Source organism: Paenibacillus sp. 01T47 (genome assembly GCF_056398245.1).
Map to the genome: position 1 here is coordinate 299,053 of NZ_JBFTPA010000003.1, position 15,815 is coordinate 314,867.

Below are 15,815 nucleotides of genomic sequence, written 5' to 3' on the forward strand. Positions count from 1 at the left end.
GGTAGAAGCATGCCAAATAAAATTTTATTTTGCGCAACGGTTGATTATCATTTCAAGGCATTTCATATGCCTGTTCTCGAATGGTTTAAGCAGCAAGGGTGGGAGGTCCATATCGCCGCAAAGGGCGAGCTGGAGCTCCCTTTTGTTGACCGAAAGTTTAATATTTCCATTGAGCGCTCACCGTTCCATTCCAACAATGTCAAAGCATACCGAGAGCTGAAGGCAATTATTCAGCAGCAGGATTATAATATCATTCATTGCCATACGCCAATGGGCGGCGTGTTAGCAAGACTCGCGGCACAGCCGGCGAGAAAACAAGGAACAAAAGTTATTTATACCGCGCATGGTTTTCATTTCTGCAAAGGTGGCTCGCTCCTGAACTGGATGCTTTATTATCCAATTGAGAAGAGACTATCCAGCATGACGGACTGTTTAATTACAATCAATACAGAGGACTATCAGCTCGCTGTCACCAAAAAATTTAAAGCAAAGCGGATCGCTCATGTTCATGGTGTTGGCGTAAATACAACACATTTTAAGCCTTTGCAAAAGCTTGATAAATGGCGATTGCGTCAGGAACTCGATTATCGCACGGACGATTTCCTTATGTTTTATGCTGCTGAATTTAACCGAAACAAAAACCATCAGCTGCTCATTCACGCTTTGGCCGCTATTAAAGAGGCGGTACCGCATGGGCGGCTGCTGCTGGCTGGTAAAGGGCCTTTGCTTGAGGAAAGTCAGGCTCTGGCAGAGCGTTTAGGGGTTGGATCTATGGTCCATTTTCTTGGCTATCGGACAGATATCGACCGGCTTCTGCCCATGTGCGACGTCGCAGTAGCATCCAGTCTGCGTGAAGGATTGCCCGTCAATTTAATGGAGGCCATGGCCTGCGGGCTGCCCATTGTTGCCACGCGGAATAGAGGCCATTCAGAGCTCGTTATAGATGGCGAGAATGGATTCGTGCTGGAGCCAACCGATATGGAATTATTTGCTGACCGGTTAAGGAAGCTGAGTGAATCGCTGGAGCTGAGGCAGCGGATGGGGGCTACCAGCGCAGATATTGTAAAAAAATATTCATTACCGCAAGTAGCGCATGAACTAAGTGAAATTTATAAGCCATGGATGGAACAGCCAAAAGATAACTTAGGGGTATTACAATTAGCAGTTCAATAACGTAATCCTTAGTGTAAAAGAGGTGCCAAATGAAATTATTAACTGTATTTACGCCATCATATAATCGAGCCTATTGTTTACATCAATTGTATGAAAGCATGCAGCGTCAAACATCGAAAAATTTCGAATGGCTTATCATTGATGATGGTTCAACAGATAATACTGAGGTACTCGTCAATGATTGGATTAATGAAGATTTAGTGCCAATTCGATATTTTAAACAGCAGAATCAAGGTATGCATGGAGCCCATAATACAGCATATGAGCATATGGAAACGGAGCTTAATGTTTGTATCGATTCGGATGATTACTTAACTGATAATGCAGTAGAACTCATCGAATCATTTTGGGAGGAACACCGAAATGATAAATACTGTGGATTTATTGCCCTTGATTGTTATAAAAACGGGCAGATTATAGGGACGGAGTTACCTAAGCATTTGAAGAGTTCTACTTTATACGATTTATATTATAAGCATGGGGTAGCCGGTGATAAAAAGCTAGTATATCGTACATCGCTAATGAGAGAAAATCCATATCCGATCTTCGAGGGTGAGAAGTATGTAGGATTAAACTGGAAATATCTTCTTTTGGATAAAAGTTATGAGCTGCTTATTCTCCACGAGATTTTGTGCGTCGTTGAATACATGCCTGATGGTTCAACAAGAAATATGCTGACTCAGTACCGTAAAAATCCTAAGGGATTTGCTTTCTATCGTGTGGAACTAATGAAGTTGCCATTTAGCAGTTTAGCGTTTCGCTATCGTCAAGCTATTCATTATATTTCAAGCAGTTTAATTTCCAAAAATAAAAATTGGTTAAAAGAAGTTCCTAATAAAGGGCTTTCGATTTTGGCAATTCCACTGGGTCTGCTTCTTTACTTCTATATCTCATTTAAAACAAGAGGGATTATCTCTCAAAAAGGAAAAATAAATGAATATCCTATGGCTTAGCTTACTGGTCGTATTTCTTTGTGCTTTATTTGCACGTTATTTCGCTACTTCGACAAGTGTAGGATCGTCCATTATTCAGCCCAATAAGCTATTGGCAGCAGGTGCTGCATTAACACTCGCGATTGTAGCCGGTTTGAGAAACAACATCGGAGATACTTTTTTTTATATGCATGCTTATGAGGTTGAAGATTTCAGCTGGAATGCTATTGTTCAACGCAAGGATGTTGGATTCAATATTTTGCAAATGCTGCTGAAACAAATCTCAGATGATCCACAAATATTAATATTTGTAACAGCGTTTTTTACAAACGTATTAATTGTTATCGTTCTCTACAAGTATTCTAGATTATTGGATCTTAGTTTATACATCTATATTACTTCTGGAGCCTTTATCGTTTCTATGAATGGCGTCAGACAATTTCTAGCTGCTGCAATCATATTTGCAGCTACTAAATCTCTTTTAGATGGCAAATGGAAACCATTTATGCTGGTTGTTCTCTTCGCATCCTTTTTACATCAAAGTGCTTTAGTTATGATCCCGTTATACTTTATCGTTCGACGTAAGGCTTGGACTGGAATGACTTTTTTTTTATTGTTGTTAGCTGTCTTGGTCGTCATAGGCTTTCAACAGTTTTCTGAGCTTTTATTTGCAACTATTAAGAACACGCAATATGGAAAATATGAGAGCTTTAATCAAGGCGGAGCTAACTATCTTCGAGTTATTGTACTTGCAGTGCCACTCTTAATCGCTTTCTTTGGCAGAGAGAAACTTAGACAGCTTTTTCCGAAGAGCGACGTCATCGTTAATCTTACGATGGTTGGTTTTGTGCTTATGATTATTTCTACGCAAAATTGGATTTTCGCGAGAATGAGCCTCTATTTTTGTTTATATCAAATTATTCTTTTAGGCTGGCTAGTTAAATTATTTCGTCCTAAAGACCAGAAGTTTATGTATATAACTATCCTTGTTTTATATTTCATTTACTTCTATTTCGAGAATGTTCTTATATTGGATATTCGTTATACAAGTAAATATTTAATATGGCCATTTTAAGGGAGGTTCAGTTGTGGGAGACATCGAAAAAATCCCTCGTATACTGCATTACTGTTGGTTTGGGCGTGGAGAGAAATCAAAAAAAATTCAAAAATGCATGGATAGTTGGCAAAAGCATCTTAGCGATTACACCATAATAGAGTGGAATGAGGATAATTTCGATCTCAACTCAAACCGTTATGTGAAAGAGGCTTATGTAGCTGGGAAATATGCATTTGTAAGTGATTATGTGCGACTACATGCTTTATTTCATCTTGGAGGCATTTATGTAGATACGGATGTTGAGGTACTTAAGCCACTTGATTCTTTTCTTCAACATGAGGCCTTTTCCGGGTTTGAAGATGAAACTTATCTTCAGTCAGCTACGATGGGGGCGGTCAAAGGCCATCCATGGATAAAGGAACTGCTCATAGATTATGCCAGAAGAAGTTTTTTACTGCCTGGGGGCAATTTTGACATGACAACTAATACGTCTGTCATTACGGAACTCAGTAAAAAAGATGGATTGATTTTGAATGGAGAATATCAAGTGTTACCCAATGGTGTGACCTTTTATCCAAGAACCTTTTTCAGTCCTTATGACTACATTAATGGAGGAAACTACATAACAGGAAATAGTTTTACGATTCACCACTTTGCAAAATCGTGGCTGCCCATTCATGTTCGTATAAATAGTAAGCTAAAAAGAGCAGCAAGCCGAATCGTCGGTCCAACCGTTATTTCAAAAATGCGAAAGCTGCTATCTTCAAACTAAGAGCAGTTAAACGAGCTACGGGAGCACCTATCTATGATAAAGCGATTATTTGATATTTTTGTTTCGAGTATAATCTTACTCATTATGCTGCCGATCATTGGAATTACTGCAATATTGGTGCGCGTTAAGCTAGGAACACCAATTGTGTATAAGCAGCAGCGTCCAGGACTCCACGGTGCCCCTTTTGTTGTTTACAAATTTAGAACGATGACAGATGAGAAGGACAGCCTCGGTCAGTTGCTGCCGGATCACATAAGGCTGACTCCTTTTGGGAGCTTCTTACGGAAGTTTAGTCTTGATGAATTGCTTCAACTTATTAATGTAGTAAGGGGCGATTTAAGTCTTGTTGGTCCAAGACCGCTTCTTATGGAGTATTTACCGTTATATACAGAGGAACAAGCAAGGCGGCATCAAGTAAGGCCAGGTATAACCGGTTGGGCTCAAATTAATGGAAGAAACGCAATTTCATGGGAAGAGAAGTTTGCGCTGGATGTTTGGTATGTAGAGAATTGGAGCATTTTTCTTGATTTAAAAATTCTGTTTCAAACCTTCTTAAAGGTTGTCCGGCCGGAAGGGATAAGTAATGCAAATCATGCAACGATGCCAATGTTTAAAGGGAGTGTCTCGAATCATGAAGGCTAATGAATTGAATCTTTTATTTACAAGCTCGGGTAGAAGAGTATCACTCATCAAGAAATTTAAAGAGGCTTACGCCCTTCACGGTATTAATGGGAAAATTGTAACTGCTGATGTTAAGACTACTGCGCCAACAGCCTTTATGAGTGATCGTCATGTATTAGTCCCTAGAGTAGTTGAACAGCATTACTTGGAGACACTCCTTGCGATCTGCGTGGACGAAAATATTCATCTTCTCATTCCATTAATTGATTCAGAGCTCGTTCTGCTAGCTGCTAATCGTTCTTTTTTTGAAGAAATAGGTGTGAAATTGCTTTTATCCAGCAGTGAATTAAATGAAATTACGTTTGATAAAGAGAAGACCTATCGGTTTTTCTCTGAGAACGATATTCGAACGCCTAAAGTATACAGCGAAGATGAGATTCATGAAAAAAACTATCAGTTTCCGTTGATGATTAAACCAAGAAACGGCAGCTCGAGCCAAGGCGTCACAAAAATTAAAAATGAGAAGGAGCTCCATTTCTTTAAAGAGTACATACCTAATGCGATGATTCAAGAGTTTGTAACCGGCGAGGAGTATACCATCGATGTTATGGTGGATTTCTTCGGTAATATAAAAACGATTGTGCCTAGACTTCGGCTCGAAACAAGAGCAGGAGAAGTAAGCAAAGGGATTACGATGAAAAATCAGGATGTCATAAATGCAGCCGAGCATGTCGTACGTGCATTGCCAGGTCCAGTAGGATGTATAACCCTGCAATGTTTTAAACAAGCAAACGGTGAGATTACTTTTATAGAAATCAATCCTCGTTTTGGTGGAGGGGTTCCACTAGCTATTGAAGCAGGGGCAGATTTTCCTTTATGGACCATTAGGCTGGGTCGCGGGGAAACGCTTGATGAGGGACAGGATAATAGCTGGTGCGATCAACTGACGATGCTTCGATACGATGAGGCCATTTTTACAAAGGATATCTCCTATGACCATTAAGGCTATTGTGTTTGATATGGATGATACATTGTATGAAGAGAAGCAGTATGTCATCAGTGGTTTTAAAGCTGTAGATCAGTATATTATTGAAAAATTCGGTGTAACTGGTTTTTTTGAATCAGCGGTTAAATTATTTCATTCCGGAAAAAGAGAGTTGATTTTTAATAAGGTTCTTGATCAGCTTGGAGTAGAGTATGGGGATTCTACTATAAAAATATTAATCAACTGTTATCGATCTCATATACCAGACATTCATTTGGCAGAAGACGCGAAATGGGTGCTGAAGCATCTATCATCAGAGGTCAAATTAGCTCTTATTTCTGACGGATATCTCAATGCTCAACAGCAAAAGGTTCACGCTTTAAAGCTGGCAGACAGATTTGAAGTCATTGTTTTGTCAGATGAATACGGCAGAGAAAATTGGAAGCCAAGCCCATTAGTTTACGAAGAGGTCAGCAGGAAACTGCAGATCGATCACACTCAATGCATGTATGTTGGAGATAATGTGAAAAAGGACTTCGTAACCGCGAAGCAGCTGGGATGGACCACGGTCCATATTCGAAGGGGAAATGGCGAATACGCAAACGCTAATGTTACGCCTGAGTATGAGGCACATTACCGTATTGATAGTTTAAGAAAGCTTCCTGATCTTTACGCTTGCAAACATATGTTTATTAAGGATGGTGAATCTGTTCATGTTAGCTGAGCCAAAATTTATTTATCTTTCCCCGCCACATATGAGTGGAACTGAACAACAATATATCCACGAAGCATTCGCTACGAATTGGATAGCACCGCTCGGTCCCCATGTTGATGCCTTCGAGAAAGAAATGGCAGCATATGCTGGTGTTAAAGATGCCGTTGCAGTAAGCTCCGGAACGGCAGCGATTCATTTGGCGCTTCGTTTGCTGCATGTCAAGAAAGGCGATTTCGTATTTTGCTCAAGCTTAACTTTTGTAGCGAGTGCTAATCCGATTTTGTACGTTGGAGCCGAACCTGTATTTATCGATTCGGAGTTTGACACATGGAATATGTCACCACAAGCGCTGCAGCGAGCTTTAGAGAAAGCTAATCAGGAAGGGAATTTGCCAAAAGCAGTTATCGTTGTTCATCTGTATGGGCAAAGTGCCAAAATGGAAGAGATTATCGCTTTATGCAATCAATATGAGGTTCCTATCATTGAAGATTCAGCGGAGTCTCTTGGATCAAGTTATAAGGGGAAAAAGAGCGGCTCATTCGGAAAATTTGGCATTTACTCTTTTAACGGCAACAAAATAATAACTACATCGGGTGGCGGAATGCTGGTATCGGATGATGAAGAAGTGCTGCGAAGAGCACGGTTTTTGGCAACGCAAGCGAGAGACGCAGCTCCTCATTATCAGCATAGTGATATGGGTTATAATTACCGATTAAGCAACCTGCTTGCTGGTGTAGGAAGAGCGCAATTAGAAGTTCTGGATGAAAGAGTAATAGCGAGGAGAAACATTTTTGACCGTTATAAAAGAGAATTGGGCCATTTGCCAGGGCTACAGTTTATGCCTGAGTTAGAGAACACCAGGTCAAATAGATGGCTAACTACGATAACCTTGAATTTGCAAGAATCAGGTATTTCCGTGCATTATTTACTAGAGGCATTTGGTAAAGCGAAGATTGAAGCGCGTCATGTATGGAAACCCTTGCACTTGCAGCCTTTATTCAAAGCGAACACTTATTACTCGCATGAAGAAGGCATTAACGTGTCGGAGCAGCTATTTGAAACAGGTATTTGTTTACCTTCAGGTTCCAGTATGTCGGAGGACGAACAATCGCGAGTGATCAATTGTATTCAATCTGTATATGCTGAAGCGTCTATTACCTATCAACATAGCAATGTTAACGTTTCATAATTTCACAGTGTCAGGCGGTAAATAGATTGACAACCGACTGTAGAGGTGATAATCTGTACTTGTGTTCGTTTTATAGAACAAAAACAGGTTCTTTGTTCGCTGTGAGTTCATCAATATGAAGGAGAAATTCATGAATAACGACGTCTCACTCCAAAAGGAAGAACTGTCTGACGAATTGAGACTGCTTCTTTCGATCCTTGTTATGGATCATGGAGCTAAAATAACTTTTGATATACAGGAGCTGCTCCATAAGACGGATTGGGACAAATTTATAGAGTTAGCAAGACATCATCGTGTTTTTCCCACTCTCAATCTCAAGCTGCAAAAAATGAAATCAACCGATATCCCTACTTTTGTAACTCAAATGTTTCATCGCGACTATTATCGCAACACTCTACAGATGTTGGCACTCAGCGGAGAGATGGAACAGCTGGCTAAGGTGTTCTCTGAGAACGGAATTCGTTCGCTCTTTCTTAAAGGGCCAGTCATTGCTGCTGACTTATATGGAGACGTATCACTTCGTACATCGTGTGATCTGGATTTCCTAATTCCAATCAAGGATCTAGAACGTGCTGAAGCCCTACTCGTATCGCTTGGGTATGTAAAAGATGATTATATCGAATCGGTCTTAAATGACTGGAAATGGCGTCATCATCATACGGCCTTTGTTCATCCAGACAAAGCGATCAAGGTTGAGGTTCATTGGCGACTTAATCCTGCACCTGCAAAGGAACCGAAATTTGATGATTTATGGGAGCGTAGAAGACAGAGCTCACTCATTTCAAGACCAATCTATTATCTCGGTAGAGAAGATTTATTTATGTTTCTCGTTTCCCACGGCGCTCGCCATGGTTGGTCCAGACTTCGTTGGCTGCTAGATATTAAACAACTAGTAAATCAAAAAGTAGATTGGCCGAAATTAATTCGATTGCTGAGGAAGCATCAATTTGCTCATATCGGGGGGCAAGCGCTGCTATTAGTAGCTAGATTAATGGCAACTCCCTTACGTGAAGAAATGAAGCCGCTAATAACGGACAGAAAAGCAGAATGGTCAGCAGAGGACGCAATGTATTATGTTCATCGAATCATAAACTTACATACTCCGCCCATACCGGAGGAAGTAGATCGCTATCATAAAAAATATTTGTTTGGGCTACTTACAACGAGACAAAAGTTTTTTTTTATAGCGAGTTTCCTTTATCCCTACCCAGAAGATGCAAAAACGCTTCCGCTGCCTAAACCGCTGCACTTTCTTTATTTTCCGCTTCGTCCACTTATATGGGGTTGGCGAATGTTGAAAAGGCGCCGCGAGAAAAAGCTGCTATTGAATAGGAGAACGAGATGAGAAATGTATTGATTGCCTCCTATGATATGGAGGTTGGAGGGGTAGAAAGAAGCCTTGCCGGTATGTTGGATGAGTTCGATTATAGCCTATATGATATTGATCTTATGCTGTACCGACATAAAGGGGATTTTATGAGCTTGCTGTCAGATAAACCTAATTTACTCCGTGAGATTCCTCAATATGCGACATTTCGTAAATCAATAAATGAAACAATCAAGGAAAAACAGCTGAGAATAAGCGCTTCGCGCTTACTTGCTAAAGTGCATTCGACCGTAGTAAGCAAAGTTAAAGGAATACCTGAAATGGGCTATTTCCAGATGCAGCTTATGTGGAAGTATGCTCTTCCTTTTCTGCCTGAATGTAACAAGCAATACGACGTTGCAATAAGTTACTTATGGCCGCATTACTATGTAGCTGATAAGGTGAGGGCGGAAAAGAAGGTAGCTTGGATTCATACAGATTATTCGACAGTTGTAACCAATCGTCAGCAGGATTTGAAGATGTGGGATAAATTTGACTACATAATCGCGGTTTCGGACGCATGCAGGGACTCATTTCTAGAAAGTTATAAGTCTTTAAAAAATAAAGTAAAAGTTATAGAAAATATGATCTCTCCTGATTATGTCAGAGCATTGGCAAAAGAAGAAGTGATAGGTAATCCAATGGATAATGATTCGAGGTTCAAGCTGCTTTCTGTAGGCAGATTGTGTCATCCAAAAGGGTTTGACCAGGCAATAATGGCATTTAAGCAGCTTGTAGATAGAGGCTATAACAATCTGGTTTGGTATGTGATTGGTTATGGTGATGATGAAGCAATGCTTAGAGCGCTTATCGCTGAAAACAAACTTGAAGATCAGTTTGTTTTACTTGGGAAGCAAACCAATCCCTATCCCTATATGAACAAATGCGATTTGTATATACAACCATCTAGGTATGAAGGCAAAGCGGTTACAGTTACGGAAGCCAAAATTCTTGGTAAACCGATTGTCATTACGAATTATCCAACAGCTCCGAGCCAAGTTCAGCATGAGGTTGATGGATACATTACGGACTTGTCGATTTTAGGCATTGCGACAGGTATTGAAAAGTTATTTCATGATACAACGCTCAGAGAGAGACTGGCCGCTAACTGCGTACAGACAGATTATAGTAATGGAAATGAGATGGAGAAGCTGTATGATCTCATCTCGACTGGAGGGAGGAGCAGTAAGTGAACGTAAAGGTAAGCATAATTGTACCTGTATTCAATGCAGAACCTTATTTAAGGGAATGTATTGATTCCCTGCTGTCTCAGACAATTAAAGAAGTTGAGCTCATTTTTATAGATGATGGGTCTACGGATAACAGCGCAGCTATTATAGAAAGCTATCAAAACTTAGAATCACGTATTAGCCTCATTCAACAACAAAACCAAGGTGTCAGTATTGCACGTAATGTTGGTTTAGAGGCTGCAAAGGGACAATTTATCGGATTTGTCGACGCTGATGATTACATTGATCCAGATATGTATAAACGACTCTATACATCAGCTGTTCAGGACAATTGTGATGTCGTGTTATCCAATTTCGAGAGTGAGATTGAAGGCGCTCATGTTATAACGAGATATTCTTTCCCGACAGATATAGTACTAACAACGGAATTTATTCAAAAAGAGGTTTTACCCGCTTTTCTGAAAACAGAAACGTTGAATACAGCATGCAATAAGCTCTACCGAAATGCATTAATTAAAGAGCATGCTATACGTTTTCCTGAACGAGTAGCTCTCGGTGAAGATGGCATGTTTAATATGATATTTTTCAGTTTTGCGGTCAGTATGAAATATCTCGATTATACCGGCTATCATTACCGTGAAGTCAGCGGAAGTGCAACTAGAAATGTGATTCAAAAGGATTATTTTCAGAGAGCATTGGAGGTTTTTGTCTCTGACCCTCCAGTATATTATGCGAAAATATTAGACCGAAACACGATTAAACAACTGAAGTCGATTAAATTAATACAAAGTGTAATGGCATATATCCATATTTACTTAAGGCCAACAGAAGATCTAAGCACTAATAAACAGTTTAGCTATGTTCGTAAAATGATAGCAAATGATGATGTAAGAAATGCATTGCCAGTTTACAAGAAGGAAATGGAGCTTGTACTCGGACGCTATCAGAAACTAATTCTTCATCTAATGAATAAGCAATCGATATTAGGCTTGTATTGTCTTACGTCCTACAGCAGATTCAGAAATAAGAAGTAGCGGGGGATTTATTATGAAGATTATGATGTTTGCCCATGAGAGCAGTCTCAATCGAGGGTGTGAAGCGATTGTTCGTTCATCAACAGCCATTTTAAAGGAGAAAATAGGAGGTGCTAAAGTATATTTAGCCTCATCGCAGCCGGAAACTGATACGGTGATTTCCAAGCTGGACGGCATTTATGATGGTTCTACACGTTCCATAAAAAGATACTCATATGATTGGTTACTATCTTCTCTAAAAATAAAGCTGTTTCAAGATGAGTCTTATGCACTTGGAGTCATTCATCATAATATTATTGAAAAAATAAAAGATATGGATGTTTGTCTATCTATCGGTGGTGATAATTATTGCTACGGCGAGCAGCCAGGCTGGTATGAAATAGATAAGCGCGTTAAAGCACAAGGCAAGAAGCTGGTGCTTTGGGGCTGCTCCATTGGTGAAGAGGATATGTCTCCAAGAAAATTAGAAGATTTAAAGCTTTTTGATTTGATTCTTTCGCGAGAGTCGCTAACCTACAATATGCTGGTCAGCAAGGGACTTAGGAACGTGAAGTTGTGTGCTGATCCTGCCTTCACAATGGAGAAGGAAGAGCTTGCACTCCCTAAGGGCTGGCAGGAGGGAAATACGCTGGGACTAAACTTTAGTCCATTAGTGTGGAAGAGAAATAAGCAGTCTCAAGCTGCAGTTGATGAGCTGATTCAGCATATTTTGAAAACAACAGACATGACGATCGCTTTAACCCCACATGTCATTATTCAAGGTAATAATGATTACGAGGTGCTTAGCAGCTACTACGAAACTTATAAGCACACTGGGAGAGTGGTGCTTTTGCCAGATAACCTAACAGCTATTCAATATAAAGGGTATATTGCTAGGATGAGATTTTTCATTGGTGCAAGGACTCATGCAACGATTGCAGCATACTCCAATTACGTACCAACGATGGTGCTTGGCTACAGTGTTAAATCAAAAGGCATTGCTCGCGATATTTTTGGAGAAGAAAAGCTCGTTTTAGGCATCGAAGAAATTTCGGATAGCCATCGTTTGATTGGGAAATTCGATGAAATGGTTAGAGAAGAGATAGAACTGAAAAATAGACTTAAACAAGCAATTCCTGAAATTAAGAAAATGTCTTATAAAGCAGCAAATTATCTAAGCGAATTAGCATGAGGTGAAAATGAAAAAAAAACTATTGTTTATAATACCTAGCTTATCTGCCGGAGGAGCCGAGCGAAGCCTGATTAATCTGCTAGCAATCTTAGACTTTAAAAAATATGAGGTTGATTTATTTATGTTTAATCATGAAGGTCTATTTATGGAGTTAATTCCGGAAGACGTTCATGTTCTTCCTTTACCGGAGAGCTACAATCGTTTTGTCATGCCAATACGTTACTCTGTATCAAAATTTTTAATGGATAAAAAGGCTGTACTTGCTTACAACAGAATTATGTTTAGCTACAAAAATAAAGTTTCCAATAACGTAAGCATCGGAGAACAAAAGAGCTGGAAATACATGGCTAGCGCCATTGGGAAAATGAATACGAAGTATGACGCTGCTATTGCTTTTTTGGAGAAAACATCAATATATTTCTGCGCAGAAAAGGTTGATGCTGTCAAAAAAATAGGCTGGGTACATAATGATTACGACAAATTAGGAATGGATCCGTTTTTCGATTTGAATTATTTTGAGGAGCTGGATCATATTGTTACCGTTTCTGAAGAGTGCGGACATATTTTGAAACGCAGATTTCCAAATCAAGATAAGAAAATTGAGGTTATTCACAATATCGTTTCTCCAAAGGTAATTAAACAGCTATCGGAGAAGGGAACCCATGATGTATTCGGACGGAGAGGAAAAGAGACCGTCATTCTTTCTATTGGAAGGCTTCATACGCAGAAGGGATTTGAACTTGCTATTGAAGCCTGTAGTCTATTGAAAGACATGGGCATTCAATTTCAATGGAATATTATTGGTGAAGGGGAAGAGCGACAGCGCCTTACAGAGCTTATTAAAGTAGCCGGGTTGCAGCAGTATGTTAGGCTTTTAGGACTGAAATCAAATCCATACCCCTATGTTAAGCAAGCGGATATTTATGCTCAGACTTCGAGGTTTGAGGGTAAGTCCATTGCGATTGATGAGGCTAAAATATTAAATAAACCTATCTTGATTACTAATTTTAGCACTGCAATGGATCAAATTGTAGATGGTGTAGAAGGACTAATTGTAGAAATGAATGCAGAAGCAGTCGCGCTTGGAATATCCGAGCTTATTCACAATCAGAGAATAAGCATACAGATGAGCGAACATTTATCACAGCTGCAATTAGGCACAGAAGAGGAAATAAATAAGCTATATAGCTTGCTTGGATAGGTGGTTGGCATGAAGAAAAAACTATTGTTTATTATGAACAATTTGAATTGCGGCGGAGCAGAGAAGTCACTGTTGTCTTTGCTGCAAACGATAGATTACTCGAAATACGACGTTGATCTATTTTTATTCAAGCATGAGGGGATTTTTCTGAGCAAGCTTCCGATGCAAGTGAATTTGTTGAAGGAACCGCCCTACTATCAATACTTTGATATGCCCTTAAAAGCTGCTCTTATCGATTGCATATCGAAAGGTATATTTTCTGTTGCAATGTTCAGACTGTTTGCTGGTTACATTTTTTATACAGAGAAAAATGCTTCAAGGCGGGAGCAACGCGTATGGAAGTATTTATCTTACACGCTGCCATCATTATCAGGAACATATGATGCTGCCATAGGTTATTTGGAGAAAAACCCAGTTTATTTTGGAATAGAAAAAGTGAAGGCTACTAAGAAGCTAGGTTATATTCATAATGATTACAATAAGCTTCAAATGGATCCAAGTATTGATAATAAATTTTTTAAGTTTTTGGATCATATTGTAACAGTTTCGGATATTTGCGGTGATGTTTTGGAGCAAAAATTTCCTCAATATAAGAGTAAGGTGCAAGTTATCCAAAATATTGTGTCACCTACGCTTATCCACCAAATGTCTGTTGAGAGCAGCAATTTATACGACAGTAAGAGTACGACAATTGTCTCAATAGGTAGACTGAACAAACAGAAAGGTTTTGAAATGGCTATAGAAGCCTGTAAAAGCTTAGTAGACAAAAACTATGATATTCGATGGTATGTGATTGGCGAAGGTGAGGAGCGAAATAGGCTTGAGCAAATAATTAACGATTACCAACTTCATGATCATTTTTATCTAATTGGGATTAAGGATAATCCATATCCTTATATCAGAGAAGCAGACATTTATGTCCAGCCTTCTCGTTTTGAAGGGAAATCAATAGCAATAGATGAAGCGAAAATCTTGAATAAACCAATTGTAGTTACAAACTTCAGTACAGCAAAAGACCAAATTACACATTATAAGAATGGATTAATTGTAGAAATGAATTCAGCTGCAATATCCGAAGGCATCATTGAAATAATGGAGAGCGATGCTTTAAGACTCTCATTAAAAGAATGTTTGTCGAAGGAAAGTTTAGGAACAGAATCGGAGATAGAGAAATTTTATGCATTAACTTAGGTTAGTACGAAGGAGAGTATAAGATGTTAGAAATTATAGCTATTGTGTTCATCGTTGTAACAATAATCATCGTAGCCATAGATATCATGCCGATCAGCAAGGATTGGTTAAGTAGAATTTATATCGGCAGGTATACGAATAAACAGGAATGGAATCAATCCATTACGCAAGTGGGCGTAAAATGGCTTAATCATACACCGAAAATAAAAGTAACCGACAATACAAGGCTAATTGCGATTGACATGCTAAAAGGGAATTATTCCAAGAGTGTGATCCAGCATTGGCAAGAGGCATCGTTATTACTCGGCTTGAATGAGTGTCTAAAAAATGGCGCGGATAAAGACTTGATAATCGGTATTGAGCAATTTTTAAATGCAAAGTTTGATACAAGCGGTAATTGGAAGAACGTACCTTCTAATATTGACTCTGCTATTCTTGCGTATGGTGTCATGAAGCTTGAAGGTATTAATACCGAGAGGTTCAAGCCAGCATATGACAGTACTTGGTCACTAATACAGTCCCATCTTGGTGAGGATGGCACTGTTCAATATCGAAAGTTTATGAAAAATTATCGTTATGTTGATACGATTGGATTTATTTGCCCATTCTTAGTTTCATACGGCTTAAAATACAATAAACCGGAATGCGTCGAGCTTGCAGTAAAACAGATAGAGCAATATCAACAAAATGGCATGCTTGATGAACACTATATCCCAAGTCATGCTTACCATTTAGATAACTCGATGCCGCTTGGGCTTTATGGCTGGGGTAGGGGTCTTGGTTGGCTAGCAATAGGTCTAATTGATGCCTGGCATGAATTGCCAGAAGGGAATGAATATAAGCCTAGACTGGAGCATTTTGTAACAAGATTTGCTAAGTCCATTCTCACCTTCCAAGGAAAGGATGGGAATTGGAATTGGACCGTAACGCGCCGTGAGACACGAGCAGATTCCTCCGCAACAGCAACATTAGGGTGGTTTTTGCTACAAGCCTCCCAAATTGAGGAGATTTCAGAGGAATGTATCGAAGGTACAGAACGAGCGATTCAATATTTAATGAAGGTAACTCGAAGAAATGGTGCTGTGGATTTCTCACAAGGGGATACAAAGGATATTGGTGTTTATTCCATGCTATTTAATGTTCTGCCGTTTACACAAGGGTTTTGTATTCGGATTATAAACCATTATAAACATTCGAGGGTTGTATACAAAGGATGAA

At 39.3% G+C, this 15,815-nt stretch carries 15 protein-coding genes; all 15 read left to right on the top strand.

Going from position 1 to position 15,815, the window contains the following annotated elements; all coding sequences use genetic code 11:
* Positions 1-9 precede the first annotated feature (9 nt).
* The 15 genes from AC1DOV_RS08725 (at position 10) to AC1DOV_RS08795 (ending at position 15,814) form a co-directional block, all read left to right on the top strand.
* Positions 10-1,173 (top strand): glycosyltransferase family 4 protein, encoded by a 1,164-nt coding sequence (locus tag AC1DOV_RS08725; RefSeq protein ID WP_441878982.1) that lies wholly within the window; start codon positions 10-12, stop codon positions 1,171-1,173.
* A 29-nt stretch (positions 1,174-1,202) separates the two neighbouring features.
* Positions 1,203-2,126 carry a glycosyltransferase family 2 protein gene (locus AC1DOV_RS08730; RefSeq protein ID WP_477549715.1) on the top strand — a complete coding sequence of 308 codons (924 nt, stop codon included), beginning with the start codon at positions 1,203-1,205 and terminating at the stop codon, positions 2,124-2,126.
* Complete coding sequence (locus AC1DOV_RS08735; protein WP_477549716.1) at positions 2,107-3,180, top strand: EpsG family protein; 1,074 nt, start codon at positions 2,107-2,109, stop codon at positions 3,178-3,180. The genes AC1DOV_RS08730 and AC1DOV_RS08735 overlap by 20 nt, the downstream gene beginning before the upstream one ends.
* A 13-nt stretch (positions 3,181-3,193) precedes the next feature.
* Positions 3,194-3,934: a glycosyltransferase family 32 protein gene (locus tag AC1DOV_RS08740; RefSeq protein ID WP_477549717.1), complete on the top strand. Its 741-nt coding sequence runs from the start codon at positions 3,194-3,196 to the stop codon at positions 3,932-3,934.
* A 36-nt stretch (positions 3,935-3,970) separates the two neighbouring features.
* The gene (locus tag AC1DOV_RS08745) at positions 3,971-4,576 is read left to right on the top strand and encodes a sugar transferase (protein ID WP_477549808.1); all 606 of its coding nucleotides are present in this window, start codon (positions 3,971-3,973) and stop codon (positions 4,574-4,576) included.
* Positions 4,566-5,558: an ATP-grasp domain-containing protein gene (locus tag AC1DOV_RS08750; protein ID WP_477549718.1), complete on the top strand. Its 993-nt coding sequence runs from the start codon at positions 4,566-4,568 to the stop codon at positions 5,556-5,558. Before AC1DOV_RS08745 ends, AC1DOV_RS08750 begins: the two co-directional genes overlap by 11 nt.
* Positions 5,548-6,264, top strand: coding sequence for an HAD family hydrolase (locus AC1DOV_RS08755; RefSeq protein WP_477549719.1), 717 nt, complete (start codon positions 5,548-5,550; stop codon positions 6,262-6,264). Before AC1DOV_RS08750 ends, AC1DOV_RS08755 begins: the two co-directional genes overlap by 11 nt.
* Positions 6,254-7,444: a DegT/DnrJ/EryC1/StrS family aminotransferase gene (locus tag AC1DOV_RS08760; RefSeq protein WP_477549720.1), complete on the top strand. Its 1,191-nt coding sequence runs from the start codon at positions 6,254-6,256 to the stop codon at positions 7,442-7,444. Before AC1DOV_RS08755 ends, AC1DOV_RS08760 begins: the two co-directional genes overlap by 11 nt.
* Before the next feature lie 130 nt (positions 7,445-7,574).
* On the top strand, positions 7,575-8,789 hold the full coding sequence (locus AC1DOV_RS08765; RefSeq protein ID WP_441878966.1) for a nucleotidyltransferase domain-containing protein: 1,215 nt from the start codon (positions 7,575-7,577) through the stop codon (positions 8,787-8,789).
* Complete coding sequence (locus AC1DOV_RS08770; RefSeq protein ID WP_477549721.1) at positions 8,786-10,003, top strand: glycosyltransferase; 1,218 nt, start codon at positions 8,786-8,788, stop codon at positions 10,001-10,003. Before AC1DOV_RS08765 ends, AC1DOV_RS08770 begins: the two co-directional genes overlap by 4 nt.
* On the top strand, positions 10,000-11,034 hold the full coding sequence (locus AC1DOV_RS08775) for a glycosyltransferase (protein WP_477549722.1): 1,035 nt from the start codon (positions 10,000-10,002) through the stop codon (positions 11,032-11,034). The genes AC1DOV_RS08770 and AC1DOV_RS08775 overlap by 4 nt, the downstream gene beginning before the upstream one ends.
* A 13-nt stretch (positions 11,035-11,047) precedes the next feature.
* The gene (locus AC1DOV_RS08780; RefSeq protein WP_477549723.1) at positions 11,048-12,205 is read left to right on the top strand and encodes a polysaccharide pyruvyl transferase family protein; all 1,158 of its coding nucleotides are present in this window, start codon (positions 11,048-11,050) and stop codon (positions 12,203-12,205) included.
* 7 nt (positions 12,206-12,212) lie between these two features.
* Positions 12,213-13,406, top strand: a complete 1,194-nt coding sequence (locus AC1DOV_RS08785; protein WP_477549724.1) for a glycosyltransferase — start codon at positions 12,213-12,215, stop codon at positions 13,404-13,406.
* 9 nt (positions 13,407-13,415) lie between these two features.
* Positions 13,416-14,597: a glycosyltransferase gene (locus AC1DOV_RS08790; RefSeq protein WP_477549725.1), complete on the top strand. Its 1,182-nt coding sequence runs from the start codon at positions 13,416-13,418 to the stop codon at positions 14,595-14,597.
* Positions 14,598-14,620: 23 nt separating this feature from the next.
* Complete coding sequence (locus tag AC1DOV_RS08795; protein ID WP_477549726.1) at positions 14,621-15,814, top strand: glycoside hydrolase family 88 protein; 1,194 nt, start codon at positions 14,621-14,623, stop codon at positions 15,812-15,814.
* Position 15,815 lies beyond the last annotated feature (1 nt).

Coding starts and splice junctions, on each gene's coding strand:
- AC1DOV_RS08750 (WP_477549718.1), top strand. CDS start 4,566: ATGAAGGCTAATGAATTGAATCTTTTATTTACAAGCTCGGGTAGAAGA.
- AC1DOV_RS08735 (WP_477549716.1), top strand. CDS start 2,107: ATGAATATCCTATGGCTTAGCTTACTGGTCGTATTTCTTTGTGCTTTA.
- AC1DOV_RS08755 (WP_477549719.1), top strand. CDS start 5,548: ATGACCATTAAGGCTATTGTGTTTGATATGGATGATACATTGTATGAA.
- AC1DOV_RS08760 (WP_477549720.1), top strand. CDS start 6,254: ATGTTAGCTGAGCCAAAATTTATTTATCTTTCCCCGCCACATATGAGT.
- AC1DOV_RS08770 (WP_477549721.1), top strand. CDS start 8,786: ATGAGAAATGTATTGATTGCCTCCTATGATATGGAGGTTGGAGGGGTA.
- AC1DOV_RS08765 (WP_441878966.1), top strand. CDS start 7,575: ATGAATAACGACGTCTCACTCCAAAAGGAAGAACTGTCTGACGAATTG.
- AC1DOV_RS08785 (WP_477549724.1), top strand. CDS start 12,213: ATGAAAAAAAAACTATTGTTTATAATACCTAGCTTATCTGCCGGAGGA.
- AC1DOV_RS08790 (WP_477549725.1), top strand. CDS start 13,416: ATGAAGAAAAAACTATTGTTTATTATGAACAATTTGAATTGCGGCGGA.
- AC1DOV_RS08780 (WP_477549723.1), top strand. CDS start 11,048: ATGAAGATTATGATGTTTGCCCATGAGAGCAGTCTCAATCGAGGGTGT.
- AC1DOV_RS08725 (WP_441878982.1), top strand. CDS start 10: ATGCCAAATAAAATTTTATTTTGCGCAACGGTTGATTATCATTTCAAG.
- AC1DOV_RS08795 (WP_477549726.1), top strand. CDS start 14,621: ATGTTAGAAATTATAGCTATTGTGTTCATCGTTGTAACAATAATCATC.
- AC1DOV_RS08730 (WP_477549715.1), top strand. CDS start 1,203: ATGAAATTATTAACTGTATTTACGCCATCATATAATCGAGCCTATTGT.